A 15009-nucleotide genomic window follows, 5' to 3' on the forward strand; every position below is an offset into this window, starting at 1 on the left:
GGGGTTCCTGCCGTCAGAAGGAGTAGGAGAGGTTGAGGGCGACGTGGTCGCGGTCGATCAGCGCGTTGTCCTTGCGCGCGCCCCAGAACGAGGTGTAGCCGAGCTTGCCGGCCAGCTTCTGGCCGTACTTGGCGCCCAGTTCGAGGGTCGCCGACTTGCGCCCCTGGATGAAGTTCTCGTTGAGCGAGGGCGAGGTGCCGGACACGTCCTGACGGAAGGTCAGCCCCGGCAGCAGGTCGAAGTTCGGCCGCACGTCCTGGATCAGGCCGGAGAAGTTCACCGTGTAGCCCCAGGCGAAGGAGTCCAGGTAGGCGTAGTTGGCCGAGTCGAGCAGGCTGCCGGGGACATGGTTGAAGGCCACCTCGCCGAGCATGATCAAGTCATCCAGGCCCAGCAGCGGACCGAAGGTGTGGATGGTCGAGAGCGAGCCGGTGTACAGCTCGTGGCGCCGGTACAGGTCGATGCTGCGCCGCGGGTCGTTGGCCGAGGCGTCGCCGAACTCGCCCAAGTCGATGCTGCCGCCGCTCGCCCCGCCGGCGCCCAGCGCACCACCGGCCAGGGCCTCCAGCTCATAGATCATCGAGGGTTCCAGCGGCGCATTGGGCCGGTAGGCCAGCTCGCCGGCCACGCTGGTGTCGCCGAGGGTGCCGGACACGCTGAGGCCGAACAGGCGGATGTCCTCGGGGTAGATGAAGTCGTAGTAGGTGCTGTCGAGCAGGGCCAGGCCATCGACCAGTGGCACCGAGGCCGGATCGAAGGCCTGGGCCAGGCCGCAGACCTCGCTGAAGCGCCCGCCCGTGCCAGCCGAACAGGCAAACGACTGGCCCTTCTGGATGCGCAGGAACGGCACCTTGCTGTGGTAGTTGAGGTAATACAGGCTGAATTCGGTGTTGTTCCAGTCCTCGGCCAGGTAGCGCAGGGCCACGCCGAACTGGCCGTCGTCGCGGGCATCGTGCTCCTCGCCATAGCGGGCGCCGGCGACTATGCCATTCTCGCCGTTGAGCCCCGGCACCAGCTCGGCCAGGGCGCCCAACTCGCCCCGCAGGTCGACCAGCACGCCGTTGCTGCCCTTGCCGAAGTAGTCCTGGTTGTTGAGGAAGGCGCCGGTGGGGATCAGCTCGTGGCCCTTCCACTCCAGGCCATAGAAGGCCTCGAGGTTGAACGCGTCGCTCAGGCCGAGCTGCGCCGAGACCATGTTGGTCGGCAGCAGGGCATCCTTGAGGCTGGCGTTGGGCAGCACCACCCGGCCGATGTCCACCGGGTTGATCACGTTGATGCCGTCGGCGTAGTAGATGCCCTCGCCCCAGTTGATCACCTGGCGGCCCAGGCGCAGGCTGGCCGGCATCTCGCCGAGATAGCGGTTGGTGTAGAGATACGCATCGAGCAGGCGCGCGCGGTGGCCGGCGCGGTTCTCCAGGTCCGAGGGGTAGCGCTGGTCGCTGTCGGTGTTGTGGGTGGCGAAGCCGTCGCCGCTGGGGTCGTGATCCATCAGCTGGCTGTCGTACCAGGCGGTGCCACGGACGAACAGGCCGTCCTGCTCGCTGCGCACGTGCAGCTCGGAGGTCAGCTTGAACTCGTTGGCGACGAAGCCGGTGTCGTAGTACTCGCTGCCGTCGTTGTTGTTGATGAAGACGTTCTGCCCGCCGCTCTCGATATGTTCGGGCGCGCTGGTGCGGTACACCGAGGTGAACTCGGCGACGCTCTCCAGCGAGGTCGTCAGATTGGCTCCCGTGTCGATCTCGAAAGCCTGCAGCTGTGTCCCCCACAGCCCCAGCCCAACTGCCAATGCCATCTTGCTTTTGTTGTATGACATATGCCCCTCCTGAGTCCGGTTGAAATTAACGGCAACAAAAAAACCGGCATGGGGCCAAAACGGACAAAAAAGAGGGCTCAAAAGGTCCGTCACATTTACAAACACATTCCTCGCCCGGCATTTGCGGCACACTGCCCGACGACAACCGCTCGGGCAGTCAGGGGGCACCGGCCATGAAACCCATCATCGATCCGCGCTATTCGGAGGCCTCGGCGCCGCCGCAGATCTCCCGCTTCCTGCTGCAGTACGCGCTCGCCTGCGGCCATGACCCGGCGCTGCTGTGCCGTGGCCTGGGCTTCGCCCCGGAGGATCTGCAACGGCCGGACTACCGCCTGTCCTTCCGCCAGAGCTACCAGCTGGTGCGCCGCGCCCGGCAACTGCTCGGCGACAGCGGCCTGGGCCTGACCGTCGGCAGCCGGCAGACGCCGGTGTCCTGGGGCCTGGTGGGGCTGGCCATGCTGGCCAGCCCGGACCTGGGCACGGCGCTGCAGCTGGCGCTGCGCTACCAGTGGCACATCGGCAGCCTGCTCGACTACCGCATGGAGCTGGCCGGCAACCAGGTGCAGGTCCATGCCACGCCGCGCTTCTTCGACCAGGAGGTGGCGGCGTTCTACCTGGAGGAGGCGTTTTCCAGCAGCCTGGCCATCGTGCGTTTTCTCACCGGCCAGGACCTCGTCGCCAGCCGCATCGAGGTGCAGCACCCCAGCCCGCCCCATGCGCCGCGCTACGCCGAGCTGTTCCGCTGCCCGCTGCGCTTCGCCGGCGAGCACAACCTGATGCAGTTCCCGGCCAGCTGGCTGGCGTTGCCGCTGCCGACCCGCGACGACTATGTCGTCGCCGAGACCTGCCTGCTGCTGGACGCCACCAACCGCCAGGACCAGGGCCTGAGCGACCTGGTCGAAACCATCGAGCGCGAGGTGCGCAAGCACCTCGGCGCGCCGCCTTCGCTGAGCCAGCTGGCCAGCCAGTTGAACCTGAGCGAGCGCACCCTGCGCCGGCGCATCGGCGAGGCGGGCCTGAGCTACCACGGCATAGTCGACGAGCTGCGCCGCACCCGCGCCCTGCAACTGCTCGGCCAGCACGACAACCGCCTGATCGACGTGGCCTGCGCCACCGGCTTCAGCGACGTGCGCAACTTCCGCCGCGCCTTCAAGCGCTGGACCGGCCTGACCCCGCGCACGGCGAAGCAGCGGATCGCCGCAGAGCCCTAGGCCGCAGCGACCCGCCACGGCGCAACCGGTTCAGGACTCCCGATACACCGGCCAGCGCTCGACGATCCGGCCGCCGCGCACGGCCAGCAGGTCGCCGAACTGCAGCAGCACCGCCTCGCTCTGGGTCGGCCGCAGGAACACCTGGTCGTCCACCGCCAGCCCCACCGCCGGAGAGCCGTTGACCAGTTCCTGGTTCGAGCTGCGCCCGTACAGGCCACTCAGTTGCAGCCCGGCGGGCGACACCGGGTCGGCCATCCAGTTGCCGCCATAGATGAAGAAGGTTTCGCGCTGGTTGACGTCCCACCAGGACAGCAGCCGCGACTGCTCATCCAGCGCCGGGATGCGCAGCGCCCCGGTGTGCTTGAGCACCGGCGTGGCGATATAGACGGCTGGCACATGCTCCTGCAACGACGGCAGGTCGTAATGGCTCGGCTTGAGCAGGCCGGTGCCGATCGCCACCTCGCTGCTCAGCGACTCGCGCTCATGGGCGCGGTAGCTGGGGCTGCCGGCGGTGTTCAGGGTCAGCCCCGCGCGCCACAGGGCCGGGAAGCGCTGGCGGGTGAAGTCCACCTGGCGTTGGTACAGCGCCATCACCTTGGCCAGCAGCTCGTCCTGGGTGCCGAGCAGCTCCGGCAGGTTCATGCCGACGAACGGGTCGTAGCCCATGAAGCCGGCGAACTCCAGGTGCTGCGGGTGATCCGCGATCAGCTGCAGCAGCGGCGCCAGCGCCTGGCTGTCGCCCACACCGCCGCGATGCAGGCCGACGTCCAGCTCGATGTTGATGCGCAGCCGCGTGCCCAGCCCCTGGCCCAGTGCCAGGTACTGTTGCAGGCGCGCGGGGGTGTCGATCAGCCATTGCAACTGGCGGGCCGGGTCGAAGGGGCCGCGGTGCCGCTGGTAGAACAGCTGCGCCGAGCGTACCGGCAACGGCTTGCCGAGCAGGATGTCGGCCTCGGGAAACAGGCGCGCATCGTGATTGAGAAAGGGCTGGTGGAAGGACATCAGCCGCCGGGTGCCGATGCGCTCGCCGATGTAGCGCAACAGGTCGGGCGCCGGCAGCGACTTTTCCACCAGGCGCAGCTGCTTGCCGCTGCGCGCGAGGAACCGGCGCACCACCTCGATGTTGTGGTCGAGCCGGTCGAGGTCGATCACCAGCGCCGGGCGCATCGGCCCGCGGGCCTTGAGCTCCTGGTTCAGTGCCTGGAAATAGGCGTCGTGCGGCTGGCCCCGGTCACCCGGACGCAGCCAGGCGGCGGCCAGCAGCCCGCCGGCACCCAGACCGGCCAATACGAAAGAACGTCGCTTCATCTACTTCCCTCAGGCGAGACCGAACAGGCCGGCCAGGTGCGCGTTGACGAAGCGGCCGCGCGGGTCCAGCGCCTGGCGCACCTCGGTGAATGCCTGCCAGCGCGGGTACAGCGCCTGCAGCTGGCGGGCGCCCAGGCTGTGCAACTTGCCCCAATGCGGGCGCCCCTGGTACTTCCAGAAGATCGGCTCGATCGCGGCGAAGAAGTTGTGATGGTCCATCGCATAGTGCTGGTGCACCGAGATCGCACAACTGTCGCGCCCCTCGAACATGCTCAGGGGAATGTCGTCGGCCTTGACGTAGCGGTACTCGATGGGGAACCAGGTGCGCAGGTTGCCGTCGTCGATGCGCTTGAGGATCTCGCGCAGGCAGGCCGGGCCGTGTTCGGCCGGCACCGAGTACTCCATCTCGTTGAAACGCACGTTGCGCACATTGGCGAAGATTTCATGGGAGTCGCCCACCCGCTCCTCGAAGCTGGCCAGATGACGCATGTTGTTCAACAGGCTGCGGCGCAGCTCGGGGTAATCGCTCAGGTGCTTGTCCAGCCCCTCGATCAGCCCGATGAAGCCGTTGCCGCCCTCCTCGTCCGGCGGTAGCGGCGGCGTGCTCGGGTCCTCGGTCTCGTTCAACGCCACCGCCAGCGCGTAGTCGGAATGGGTGACCACCAGCATTTCCCAGTGCTGGTTGTCGCGCTTGAGGTTGTCGACGTCCTCCAGCAGCTCTTCGGTCCTGGCGAGCCACTGGCGCTCGCGCAGCCGGTAGGCGCCGCGGTTCTGCAGGCGCACGCGGGTCACCACACCCAACGCGCCGAGCGACACGCGCGCGGCGTCGAACAGCTCAGGGTTGCGCTCGCGACTGCAGTCGAGCACCTCGCCGGCGGCGCTGACCAGTTGCAGCCCGCAGACCTGGGCGGAATAGGAGCCGAAAGCGATGCCGGTGCCATGGGTCGAGGTGGCGATCGCCCCGGCCAGCGTCTGGTAATCGATGTCGGCCATGTTGATCAGCGCCTGGCCGACCGCCTGCAGCGGCGCGCCCATCTGTGCCATCGGCGTGCCGCCGGCGAACTCGGCCTGCAGAGTCTGTCGGTCATGCGCCAACAGCCCGGAGAAGTGGCTGAGCGAGAGCAGGGTGCCGTCGGTGGGCACCAGCGCACTGAAGGAATGCCCCGAGCCGACCGGGCGGATCTTGCCCGGCGCCTGGCGGATGACCTGGACCAGTTCGTCGAGGCTCGCTGGCGCCAGCCGCTCCAGCGGCAGGCAGCTCTGCGCCCCGGACCAGTTGCGCCAGGGCATGGGACGCGGCGTACTTGCCGAATCGGCCCACAGCGAGCGGGCCGGCAACGCCAGGCAGGCGCCCAGCAGGCTGGCACGCTGCAACAGCTGACGGCGGGAGAACGGCTGGCCCATGTCAGCGGCCCTCCGCCGGCTTCGCCGTCGACATGAACTCGATCAGCGCCTGGAACTCCTCTGCCGTGCACTGCATGCACAGCCCCATCGGCGGCATGCCCTGGAAGCCATTGATGCTGTGCTCCAGCAGGGTATCCAGGCCCTTGGCCAGGCGCGGCGTCCAGGCCACGGCATCGCCGGTCAGCGGCGCGCCGGCGGCCGGGTTGGCATGGCACTGCCGGCAGCTGGCGCCGTACAGCTGCGCCAGCGCCGCATCGGCCGGCACGGCCTGCGCGGCGTCCGCACGGGCCGGCGGGGCCTCCTCGCCACAACCACCGAGCAGCGCACACAGCCCCAGCACGAGCGCCCTCCGGCCCCAGTTCTGCCCTGCCTGCATAGATCCCTCCGAACGCCTGTTCATTTCGATGCCATTCACACTAAAACAGCGTCGCCTGGCGTATGAGGTCTCAAACGGCCAGCCAGGAACAGGGAAACGGCCAACACCCGCGGCATGCGAGCCTGACATTCGCCTGGTGCGGGACGCGGCACTTGCAGGTATCTTCGGCGCCTCCCCCGCCTTCCTCGAGGAGCTGCCTGCACCATGAACCGCCGCTTAATCCGGGCCGCCCTCCTCTGCACCACCACCCTGGGCGCGGCCACCGCGCTGGCCAAGGTGGAAGTGGAGGCCGTGCAGCACCAGAGCATTGGCCGCATGCTGGTGGCCAAGGTCTCGGAAGACATCGCCCCCGGCGACTACGAGGCGCTGCTGCAGGGCATCAAGGGCAATCCGGGGCAGTTCGCGCAGAAAGTCGTGCTGCTCGACAGCATCGGCGGCGGCGTGCAGGAGGCCATCCGCATGGGCCGCCTGCTGCGCGAGACCGGCTTCAGCACCCTGGTGCCGTCCACCGGAGTCTGCCAGGGCAGCTGCGTCTATCTGCTGGCGGCCGGCCGCACCAGGACCGTGCGCGGCTATGTCGGCATCCACCGGCCCTATTACCCGAACGGCGATTCGGCCCGCGCCGAGTCGGCGGCCAACGGAGTCCGCTACAACCCGGCGGCCTACCTCCAGGAAATGAGCATCCCGAGCAGCCTGGTCGCGCAGATGCACAGCATCGACCCGCAGCGCATGCATGTGCTCTCGCCCGAGGAGCTCGCCAGGTACCGGCTGAACTGATCGGCAGCCGGCGTCACCGGCAGCAGCAGCCGGAGCCGCCACAGCCAGTGGGCTGGCGGGCCTCGGCCGGGCTGCCGGGGCCGAGCACGCGGGCCCGGTAGCCGGCCTGCTGCAGGGCGGCCAGCAGTTCCCGACTGTCGACTTCCGCCTCGACCCCAACCCTGCCGCCAGCCAGGTCGACCCGTACCTCGCCGACGCCAGCGAGCGAACCCAGCGCGGCGCCGACCCGCTTGACGCAGGCGCCACAGCTCATGCCGTCGACCTGCAGTTCGATAGTCTTCATCACACATTCCCCCTTGAGCGTTGAGCGTGGTCGGCACCGGCGCAGTTCGCCGGGCCTTGCACTGATCCTCGACCTTGCCACGATGGCAAGGTCAAGCACCTCCGCCCTCAATCGAGCGAGACCCGGCGCAGACGCAACGCGTTGAACACCACCGAGGCGGAACTCAGGCTCATGGCCAGGGCGGCGATCATGGGCGACAGCAGATGCCCGCTCAGCGGGTAGAGCAGGCCGGCGGCCAGGGGAATGCCCATGGCGTTGTAGAGGAAGGCGAAGCTCAGGTTCTGGTGCATGTTGCGCACCGTCGCCAGCGACAGGCTGCGGGCCCGCAGGATGCCCAGCAGGTCGCCCTTGACCAGGGTGACTTGGGCGCTGTGCATCGCCACATCGGTGCCGGTACCCATGGCGATGCCGACATCGGCGCGGGCCAGGGCGGGGGCATCGTTGATCCCGTCGCCGGCCATCGCCACCCGGTGCCCGGCCTGCTGCAGGCTGGCCACCAGGCGTTCCTTGTCCTGCGGCTTGACCTCGCCGTGGACCTCCGCGATGCCCAGCTGGCGGGCCACCGCGCGGGCGGTGGTGAGGCCGTCACCGGTGGCCATGATGACCCGCACCCCGGCGGCCTGCAGGCGCTCGACCGCCAGTTGCGAGGTCGGCTTGATCGGGTCGGCCACCGCCAGCAGGCCGGCCAGCACGCCATCCACCGCCAGGTACATGATGCTGGTGCCGTCGCCGCGCAGCTGTTCGGCGCGGCCCTGCAGCACCGTGGTGGCGACCCCGGCCTCGGCCATCAGCAGGCCGTTGCCCAGGTGCAGCTGGCGCCCGGCTATCCGTCCGCGGTTGCCGATGCCGGAGAGCGAGACGAAGTTCTCCGCCGCACTCAGGCTCAGCCCGGCCGCGCGGGCCTGCTCGACGATGGCGCGGCCCAGGGGGTGCTCGCTGGCCTGGTCGAGGCTGGCGGCCAGGCGCAGCACCTCGTCGGCGCCGAAGCCGGGCGCCGGCTCGACGCTGTGGAAGGCCGGGTGGCCGGCGGTGAGGGTGCCGGTCTTGTCGACGATCAGGGTGTCGATCTTGCGCAGGTTCTCGATCGCCGCCGCGTCGCGGAACAGCACGCCGCTGCCGGCGGCCTTGCCGGTGGCGACCATCACCGACATCGGCGTGGCCAGGCCGAGGGCGCAGGGGCAGGCGATGATCAGCACCGCCACCGCGTTGATCAGGCCGAACACCCAGCTCGGCTGCGGCCCCCACAGGCCCCAGCCGAGGAAGGTCAGGGCGGCGATGGCGATCACCACCAGCACGAAGTAACCGGCGATCACATCGGCCAGACGCTGCATCGGCGCCCTGGAGCGTTGCGCCTGCACCACCATCTGCACGATCTGCGCGAGCACGGTCGCCGCGCCGACCTTCTGCGCCTGCATCACCAGGCTGCCATGGGTGTTGAGCGTGGCGCCGATCAGCGGATCGCCGGCCCGCTTCAGCACCGGCAGCGGCTCGCCGGTGAGCATGGCCTCGTCCACCGCGCTTTCGCCCTGCAGCACCAGGCCGTCGACCGGCACCTTCTCGCCGGGGCGTACGCGCAGGGTGTCACCACTGTGTACCTGGCCCAGGGCGATGTCCTCTTCGCTGCCGTCGGCGTTGATCCGCCGCGCCGTCTTGGGCGCCAGGCCGAGCAGCGCCTTGATCGCCGCCGAGGTCTGCGAGCGCGCCTTGAGTTCGAGCATCTGCCCGAGCAGGGTCAGCGAGATGATCACCGCCGCCGCCTCGTAGTACACGCCGATGCGCCCATCCTGCCGGAAGGTCTCGGGAAACAGGCCGGGTACCAGGGTGGCGGCCAGGCTGTAGAGGAAGGCGGCGGCGGTGCCGAGGCCGATTAGCGTCCACATGTTCGGGCTGCGCTGGAGCACCGAGCGCACCCCGCGCACGTAGAACGGCCAGCCGGCCCAGAGCACGATGGGGCTGGCGAGGATCAGCTCGACCCAGTTCTGCTGGCTGCCGTGCAGCAGGTTCAGTGCATGCCCGCCCATGGCCAGCAGGGTGACGGCCAGGGTCAGCGGCAGGCTCCACCAGAAGCGCCGGGTGAAGTCACGCAGTTCGGGACTCTCCTCCTCCGCCAGCGCGGGCAGCACCGGCTCCAGGGCCATGCCGCACTTGGGGCAGGTGCCGGGGCCGCGCTGGCGGATCTCCGGGTGCATCGGGCAGGTGTATTCCGCCTCGCCCGCCGCGCTGGCGGCAGCCGCAGCAGGCGCGGCGGGCATGCTGTAGCGCTCCGGCTCGGCAGTGAACTTGAGCCGGCAGTGCTCGCTGCAGAAGCGCCAGGTCTGCCCGGCATGCTGCGCCTGGAAGCGGCTGTCGGCGGCGACCTGCATGCCGCACACCGGGTCGCGCAGGTCGGATGCCGACGCCGGCTCGGCTGGGGGATGGTTGTGCATGGGTCAGCTCCTATTGTCGTCCCCGGGCTGCGCCGCGTCGCGATGCTGCCGGTGGCCGCCATGGTGATGGCCGAACAGGTGCATCAGCGGGCACAGCAGGAGGATCACGTAGGGCAGCAGCTGGGAGATATGGCCATAGTGCTCGCGAGCCAGGTAGAACAGCGCGATGACCAGCAGCATGCCCAGGGCGATGGCGGGCTTGCTCCTCCAGAAAGAGGGCGAAGGGTCGCACGATGGGGCGGAATGGATCATGCCGGGAACTCCTGAGCGGTGGAGACAAGGCCCGGCAGCGAAACCGCCGGGGCATCTGGCGCGGTATGGAAGGCTGGCAGCGCCAGCGCGGGGCCGGCTAAGCGTTGAAGCGGACGAAGCGTAGGCGGGCAGGCGGCCTTGGCGGCGCGGGGCGCTGCAGGACGAGGCTGGCAAACGGGGCCGGGGCGACGGCGCCCAGCAGCAGGAGCGACAACGGCAGCCCGCTGCTGCAGAAGGCCGGATCGGGCCCGGGCGACGGACTCAGGGCCGAGGCACTGTCCGCGCAGAATTGCAGGCAGCCGGTGGCCTGCGCGGCGTGGCCAGCGGCATGGACCGCGGCGTAGCCCCCATGCGTGGCGCTCGGGTCATGGCGCGGCAAGCTCAGGCAACCCTGGCTCGCCGCCAGCCCGCAGGCCAGCAGCCATAGCGCGAGGGCCAGGCGCACCAGCAGCGATTGACGAGCGCGGAACCAGAACATGCGATGAGCAGCCACCGAAGCTTTCGTTTGCAACCTGCATCCGGCCAACGACCGTTGACTCCTAACAACCTTAGCCGCTCCCGGCCTATTCGGCCTGCGCGGGGGCGTAGCTGATCCCGTTGGGCCCGGCGCCGACCCGGTGCGTGGCGACGACCGTGCGGCTGGCCGTATCGATCACCGACACGCTGCCCGCCTCGATATTGCTGACGAAGACATAGGCGCCGTCGCTGCTGATGGCCACGCCGTGGGCACCCGGGCCGGTGGTCACGTTGCCGATGGTCTGGCGCGTCTGCAGGTCGACGATCGAGACCCGGTCATCGGGCTTCTCGCTACTGCCCTGGTTCGCCACATAGACCTGCCGGCCGTCGGCGCTGGCCATCACCTGGATCGGCGTGCGGCCGACGCCGACGCGGCCGACCAGGCGCTGACTGGCGGTATCGATGATGCCCAGCTGGTTGGTCGCACTCAGCGAGACGAACGCCTGGCGGCCATCAGGGGTGAAGCCGACCTGCACCGGCGCCCCGCTCACGGCGATCTGCGCGGTCTCCTTGAGCGTGGTGATGTCGATCACCGATACGCTATCGCCGCGCATATTGGCCACATACAGCGTGCGCCCGTCCGGGCTCAGGCGCAGGCCATGGGGATAGCGGCCGGTCGCGACGCTGGCGATTTCGGCCCGTTGCTGCAGGTCGAACACCCGCAGCCGATCGGCCGCCGAGTCGGTCACGAAGGCGCGCCGCCCGGCCGGGTCGGTCACCACATGGGCCGGATGTTCGCCCGCCGGCAGGCTGAACGCCGGCTGCTCGAGGGCGGCGGTGGCGAACACCAGCAGTTGCCCACCGGCGCTCTCGCCGGCGTGATGCGCGCCATGGGCGGGCATGCCCACGGCCAGCAGCAGGCTGCCGTCGGGGGACACCTGCACATTGTGCGGCGCGATGGGCAGGGTGATGGAGCGCACCTCACCGCTGTCGAGCTGCACCTGGCTGAGCGAGGCGCCGCGCTCGTTGGCGGTGTAGATCCGGCCGCTTGGCGCCGCCAGGGCAAGGCCGAGGTGAGTGGCCAGGCCCAGGCCCAGGGCGAAAGCAGCGAAACGGTGGCTATGGCGCATGACGATCTCCCCGCCAGTGAACAGGATCCCGGGGCCTGATGGCGCCGGGTGCCTGAACAGGCTGCGCGGGGCGGACGCGGCTGTCCTTGACGGGCGTCAACAATGACCACGCCCGCGCACGCGCGAGCGTGGCCAGGCCTGACTCAGAAGCTGTTTACGATCTCGCGAGCTAGAGCCAGACAAGACGTAACGACCAACGGGAGTAACAGCCGCAGGCTGGCCCGAAGGGTAAGCGCCAGCGAATCAACTGGCCGAGGGAGCGGAGTTTACGAGCTGTAAATGAGCATCCCGAGGCCAGTTTTAACGCGGTATGGCCGACGCGCAGCAGATCATAAGCAGCTTCTCAGAAGCTCAGATCCACCTTGGTCCACAGGGTCCGCCCCGGCTCGTCGATCGCCACGGGCTCGGCCGGGTAGCCGAAGCCGGCATCGCCGGCGCGGTTGAGGTGTTCGGCGTAGTCCTTGTCGAACAGGTTGTCGACGCCGGCGCTGAGCTTGAGGTGCTCGCTGACCCGGTAGGCGCCGTTGAGGGAGAACACGGCGAAACCGGCGCTGTTGCCGAAGTCCTGGCCGACCACGTTGCCCTTGCCCTCGTCCACCCGGTTCTGCGCCGCTACCACGCGCCACAGGGCGCCGGCGCTCCAGTCGTCACGCTGGTAGTTCAGGCCCAGGCGCGCCTCCAGCGGCGGCATCTGCGGCAACGCTTCGCCATCGCTGCTGTTCTTGCCCCAGGCGTAGGCCAGGGTGGCATCGGTGCTCCAGTTGTCGCTCAGCTCGTAGGCCACGCCCAGTTCGCCGCCGAGGATGCGCGCATCGATGTTGTCGGCCTGGGACACCAGGCTGCCCATCATGTTGCGGCTGTAGCTGAACAGGATGTAGTCGCGCACCTGGCCGACGTAGCCGGAGGCCCAGGCCTGCAGGTCGGCGCCGGCGTACTGCAGGCCGAAGTCGAGCTGGGTGGTCTTCTCCGGGGCGATGCCGTCGAAGGCATTGACCTCGCCGTCCGGCGCGCGCTTGGGCGAGTAGAGTTCCCAGTAGTCGGGAAAGCGCTGCACATGGCCGAGGCCGGCGTAGAGGGTGGTTGGCGTGTCAGCCAGGTCGTACTCGTAGCGGGCGAAGCCGCTGGGCAGGGTGTCGCTGCGACGCTCGCCGGCGGTCGGGTTGGCCCGCGCCACGTTCATGTGCGTGACGGTCTGCCGGTAGTCCGTGGCATCGGCGTGGTCCAGGCGCGCGCCGGCGACCACCCGGCGGCGCTCGGCGGCGTGCCAGGTCAGCTCGCCGAAGGCGCCGTAGTTGTGCATCACCGAGTCCTTGTTCCAGGGGAACTGGTCGGCATCGGTGTATTGCGCAGGCGCGCCCATCATCGCCATGCGGTAACGGGAGGCGCGGGCACGGTGCTCGCTGCGCAGGGCATCGACCCCGGTAACCAGCTCCACCTCGCGCCACAGCCAGGTGGCGGCCAGGCGGGCGCCGGTGGTGCGGCGGTCGACCTGGGAGGCCATCGGCATGGGCATCATGCTGCTCGGATCGGGCTGGCGTAGGCTGAAGTTGTCCATCACGTGGTCGGCGTAGTTGTAGTAGAGCTGCGCCTCCAGCTGGTCCAGGGCGCCGCCCAGGTTGCCCTTCTCGAGGCGCAGGGCGAGGCTTTCGCGGGCGAACTGCGCACCATCCATGCTCCGCCCGGCGTAGCGCGCCTCGCCGTCGCCCTTGCCGGCGCTGAGTTCGACCAGGGTATCGGCATCCGGCGTCCAGCCGAGGGCGACGTCGCCGTTCCACTTGCTCCAGCGCGACGGCACCGTGTCGCCGTCGCCATCCTGGTAATCGTCGGCCTGCGCCTGGTTGCCGACGAAGCGCAGGTAACCCTGCTCGCCGCCGACGGCGCCATCCAGCACCCGGTCGAAGCGGCCGTTGGAGCCGCCGAGCAGGCTGGCATGCAGGCGGCTGCCCAGTTCACCGAAGCGCTCCGGCTCGCGCTCGAACAGCACCGTGCCGGCCGAGGCGCCGGGCCCCCAGAGCACGGTCTGCGGGCCCTTGATCACGGTCAGGCGGTCGTAGGTCTCCGGGGAGATGTACGAGCTCGGCGCATCCATGCGCCCCGGACAGGCGCCGAGCATCAGGCCGCCGTTGCTGCGCAGGTTGATCCGCGAGCCGAACATGCCGCGCAGCACCGGGTCGCCATTGGTGCCGCCGCTGCGGATCGCGGAGAAGCCGGGGATGGTCTTCAGGTAATCGGTGGCATCGCTGGCCGGCACCGGCTGGCGGGCATCCTTGGGATTGGCGATCACCGTGAGCGGCGAGCTTTGCTGCACGGCGGTGACCACCGTGGGTTCGAGTTCGGCCAGCTGCAGGGGCTCAGCCGGCGCCTGTGGCTCGGCCGCCAGCAGCGGCGCCGCCAGGGCCAAGCCACTGCACAGGGCGAAGGCCTGGTGCCAGCGCAGGCGTTGCGGATCGAGGGCGAACGGAGAAAAGCGGCCGGCAGCGGCCGACGAGGAACGACGGACAGTCATGAGGTTTCCTGAATGCAAAGACAGCGGGACGCCCCGCAACGAGGGCGCGGATCGGCTGGGATCAGGAAACGAGCGGCGGCGCGCGGTTGGGCGGCGCGACCAGGAACGGCGGGCTGAGCGCCAGCAGCTCGGCGAAGCGCGGGCGCTGTGGTGACGGCGCCACCGCCGGCGCAGGCGGGCTGAAGGGAAACGATTGCACCCCGGCCAGGTGCGCGCCGCACTGCATACAGGGCAGTTGCTGGCTGACGGGGTTGCCGTCGTCCTGTTCGCTCAGCTGCCACTGCACGCCGTGCGAGGTACACAGCAGCATGAAGCCATCGGCACTCATCAGCGGCATGGCCCACAGCGGCATGCTCACGCGCAGCAGCATGCCCACCAGGGCAAAGGCGTAGAGCCAATCGCGGAAACTGCGGCTGAGTGGGTTCAGGGTCGACATCCTTCCAGGTCGACGCATTCTAGCCGGATGCCCGCACGGCGCATGGGGACACAGCGTCGCACCCCGGAAACGAAAAGCCCGCAATCAAGCGGGCTTTTCCTGGGTGCTAGCGAGCGGTTCGACTCTAGAACGGAATATCGTCGTCGAAGCTGTCGTAGTCCGCTGCCGGCTGCTGCTGGGCGGCTGGCTGCGGCGCCGGACGCTGCTGCGGGGCGGACTGTTGCGGCGCCGGGCGCGACTGCTGCTGGCGCGGGGCGTACTCACCGCCGCCTTCGCTGTTGCCGCCACGGCCGCCGAGCAGCTGCAGGGTGCCGTTCATGTCGACCACGATCTCGGTGGTGTAGCGTTTGACGCCGTCCTTCTCCCACTCGCGGGTCTGCAGGCGCCCCTCGATGTAGCACTGGCCGCCCTTGCGCAGGTATTCGCCGGCGATTTCCGCCAGCTTGCCGAAGAACACCACGCGGTGCCATTCGGTGCGCTCCTGCTGCTGACCGGTCTGCTTGTCCTTCCAGCTGTCGGTGGTGGCCAGGGTGATGTTGGTCACCGCGTTGCCATTGGGCAGATAACGGGTTTCCGGATCGCCGCCGACGTTACCGATCAGAATGACTTTGTTTACCCCACGGGCCATTTT

At 69.1% G+C, this 15009-nt stretch carries 14 protein-coding genes; 2 read left to right on the plus strand and 12 right to left on the minus strand.

Features of this window, described 5'->3' with window-relative positions; all coding sequences use genetic code 11:
* Nucleotides 1-13 precede the first annotated feature (13 nt).
* On the minus strand, nt 14-1813 hold the full coding sequence (locus GV001_RS19330) for a DUF1302 domain-containing protein (RefSeq protein ID WP_160082870.1): 1800 nt from the start codon (nt 1811-1813) through the stop codon (nt 14-16).
* A gap of 173 nt (nt 1814-1986) precedes the next feature.
* Between GV001_RS19330 and GV001_RS19335 the strand changes: the two genes are divergently transcribed.
* Entirely contained in the window at nt 1987-3024 is a 1038-nt protein-coding gene (locus tag GV001_RS19335) for an AraC family transcriptional regulator (protein ID WP_160082872.1), read from the plus strand.
* A 30-nt stretch (nt 3025-3054) separates the two neighbouring features.
* Here GV001_RS19335 and GV001_RS19340 read toward each other — a convergent pair whose 3' ends face one another.
* The 3 genes from GV001_RS19340 to GV001_RS19350 all read right to left on the minus strand — a co-directional run bounded on the left by GV001_RS19340 (nt 3055) and on the right by GV001_RS19350 (nt 6112).
* Complete coding sequence (locus GV001_RS19340; protein ID WP_160083472.1) at nt 3055-4269, minus strand: DSD1 family PLP-dependent enzyme; 1215 nt, start codon at nt 4267-4269, stop codon at nt 3055-3057.
* A 72-nt stretch (nt 4270-4341) separates the two neighbouring features.
* Complete coding sequence (locus GV001_RS19345; protein ID WP_256665005.1) at nt 4342-5622, minus strand: D-arabinono-1,4-lactone oxidase; 1281 nt, start codon at nt 5620-5622, stop codon at nt 4342-4344.
* Between the two features lie 115 nt (nt 5623-5737).
* Nucleotides 5738-6112, minus strand: coding sequence for a cytochrome c5 family protein (locus GV001_RS19350; RefSeq protein ID WP_160082876.1), 375 nt, complete (start codon nt 6110-6112; stop codon nt 5738-5740).
* 204 nt (nt 6113-6316) lie between these two features.
* Between GV001_RS19350 and GV001_RS19355 the strand changes: the two genes are divergently transcribed.
* Nucleotides 6317-6889 carry a hypothetical protein gene (locus GV001_RS19355; protein ID WP_160082878.1) on the plus strand — a complete coding sequence of 191 codons (573 nt, stop codon included), beginning with the start codon at nt 6317-6319 and terminating at the stop codon, nt 6887-6889.
* Nucleotides 6890-6902: 13 nt separating this feature from the next.
* On the opposite strand, the gene GV001_RS19360 is transcribed toward GV001_RS19355, so the two are convergent.
* The 8 genes from GV001_RS19360 to GV001_RS19395 all read right to left on the minus strand — a co-directional run bounded on the left by GV001_RS19360 (nt 6903) and on the right by GV001_RS19395 (nt 15006).
* On the minus strand, nt 6903-7172 hold the full coding sequence (locus GV001_RS19360) for a heavy-metal-associated domain-containing protein (protein WP_160082880.1): 270 nt from the start codon (nt 7170-7172) through the stop codon (nt 6903-6905).
* A 107-nt stretch (nt 7173-7279) separates the two neighbouring features.
* Nucleotides 7280-9598, minus strand: a complete 2319-nt coding sequence (locus GV001_RS19365) for a heavy metal translocating P-type ATPase (RefSeq protein ID WP_160082882.1) — start codon at nt 9596-9598, stop codon at nt 7280-7282.
* A 3-nt stretch (nt 9599-9601) separates the two neighbouring features.
* Nucleotides 9602-9850: a DUF2933 domain-containing protein gene (locus GV001_RS20230; protein ID WP_160082884.1), complete on the minus strand. Its 249-nt coding sequence runs from the start codon at nt 9848-9850 to the stop codon at nt 9602-9604.
* Nucleotides 9851-9947: 97 nt separating this feature from the next.
* A complete protein-coding gene (locus GV001_RS19375) occupies nt 9948-10328 on the minus strand; it encodes a hypothetical protein (protein WP_160082886.1) in 381 nt (126 codons plus the stop codon).
* Nucleotides 10329-10413: 85 nt separating this feature from the next.
* On the minus strand, nt 10414-11436 hold the full coding sequence (locus GV001_RS19380; RefSeq protein ID WP_160082888.1) for a cytochrome D1 domain-containing protein: 1023 nt from the start codon (nt 11434-11436) through the stop codon (nt 10414-10416).
* 343 nt (nt 11437-11779) lie between these two features.
* Nucleotides 11780-13942, minus strand: coding sequence for a TonB-dependent copper receptor (locus GV001_RS19385; protein WP_160082890.1), 2163 nt, complete (start codon nt 13940-13942; stop codon nt 11780-11782).
* A 61-nt stretch (nt 13943-14003) separates the two neighbouring features.
* Nucleotides 14004-14378: a hypothetical protein gene (locus GV001_RS19390; protein ID WP_160082892.1), complete on the minus strand. Its 375-nt coding sequence runs from the start codon at nt 14376-14378 to the stop codon at nt 14004-14006.
* 124 nt (nt 14379-14502) lie between these two features.
* Nucleotides 14503-15006 (minus strand): single-stranded DNA-binding protein, encoded by a 504-nt coding sequence (locus GV001_RS19395; protein WP_160082894.1) that lies wholly within the window; start codon nt 15004-15006, stop codon nt 14503-14505.
* Nucleotides 15007-15009: the final 3 nt, after the last annotated feature.

It is taken from the genome of Pseudomonas sp. 8AS (assembly GCF_902506505.1).
Taxonomy (GTDB): Bacteria; Pseudomonadota; Gammaproteobacteria; order Pseudomonadales; family Pseudomonadaceae; genus Aquipseudomonas.

What these genes read in the sequence shown, in the direction of transcription:
- GV001_RS19350 (WP_160082876.1), bottom strand. Translation starts at nt 6,112, where the DNA reads ATGCAGGCAGGGCAGAACTGGGGCCGGAGGGCGCTCGTGCTGGGGCTG.
- GV001_RS20230 (WP_160082884.1), bottom strand. Translation starts at nt 9,850, where the DNA reads ATGATCCATTCCGCCCCATCGTGCGACCCTTCGCCCTCTTTCTGGAGG.
- GV001_RS19355 (WP_160082878.1), top strand. Translation starts at nt 6,317, where the DNA reads ATGAACCGCCGCTTAATCCGGGCCGCCCTCCTCTGCACCACCACCCTG.
- GV001_RS19365 (WP_160082882.1), bottom strand. Translation starts at nt 9,598, where the DNA reads ATGCACAACCATCCCCCAGCCGAGCCGGCGTCGGCATCCGACCTGCGC.
- GV001_RS19395 (WP_160082894.1), bottom strand. Translation starts at nt 15,006, where the DNA reads ATGGCCCGTGGGGTAAACAAAGTCATTCTGATCGGTAACGTCGGCGGC.
- GV001_RS19375 (WP_160082886.1), bottom strand. Translation starts at nt 10,328, where the DNA reads ATGTTCTGGTTCCGCGCTCGTCAATCGCTGCTGGTGCGCCTGGCCCTC.
- GV001_RS19390 (WP_160082892.1), bottom strand. Translation starts at nt 14,378, where the DNA reads ATGTCGACCCTGAACCCACTCAGCCGCAGTTTCCGCGATTGGCTCTAC.
- GV001_RS19335 (WP_160082872.1), top strand. Translation starts at nt 1,987, where the DNA reads ATGAAACCCATCATCGATCCGCGCTATTCGGAGGCCTCGGCGCCGCCG.
- GV001_RS19330 (WP_160082870.1), bottom strand. Translation starts at nt 1,813, where the DNA reads ATGTCATACAACAAAAGCAAGATGGCATTGGCAGTTGGGCTGGGGCTG.
- GV001_RS19360 (WP_160082880.1), bottom strand. Translation starts at nt 7,172, where the DNA reads ATGAAGACTATCGAACTGCAGGTCGACGGCATGAGCTGTGGCGCCTGC.
- GV001_RS19345 (WP_256665005.1), bottom strand. Translation starts at nt 5,622, where the DNA reads ATGCCCTGGCGCAACTGGTCCGGGGCGCAGAGCTGCCTGCCGCTGGAG.
- GV001_RS19380 (WP_160082888.1), bottom strand. Translation starts at nt 11,436, where the DNA reads ATGCGCCATAGCCACCGTTTCGCTGCTTTCGCCCTGGGCCTGGGCCTG.
- GV001_RS19385 (WP_160082890.1), bottom strand. Translation starts at nt 13,942, where the DNA reads ATGACTGTCCGTCGTTCCTCGTCGGCCGCTGCCGGCCGCTTTTCTCCG.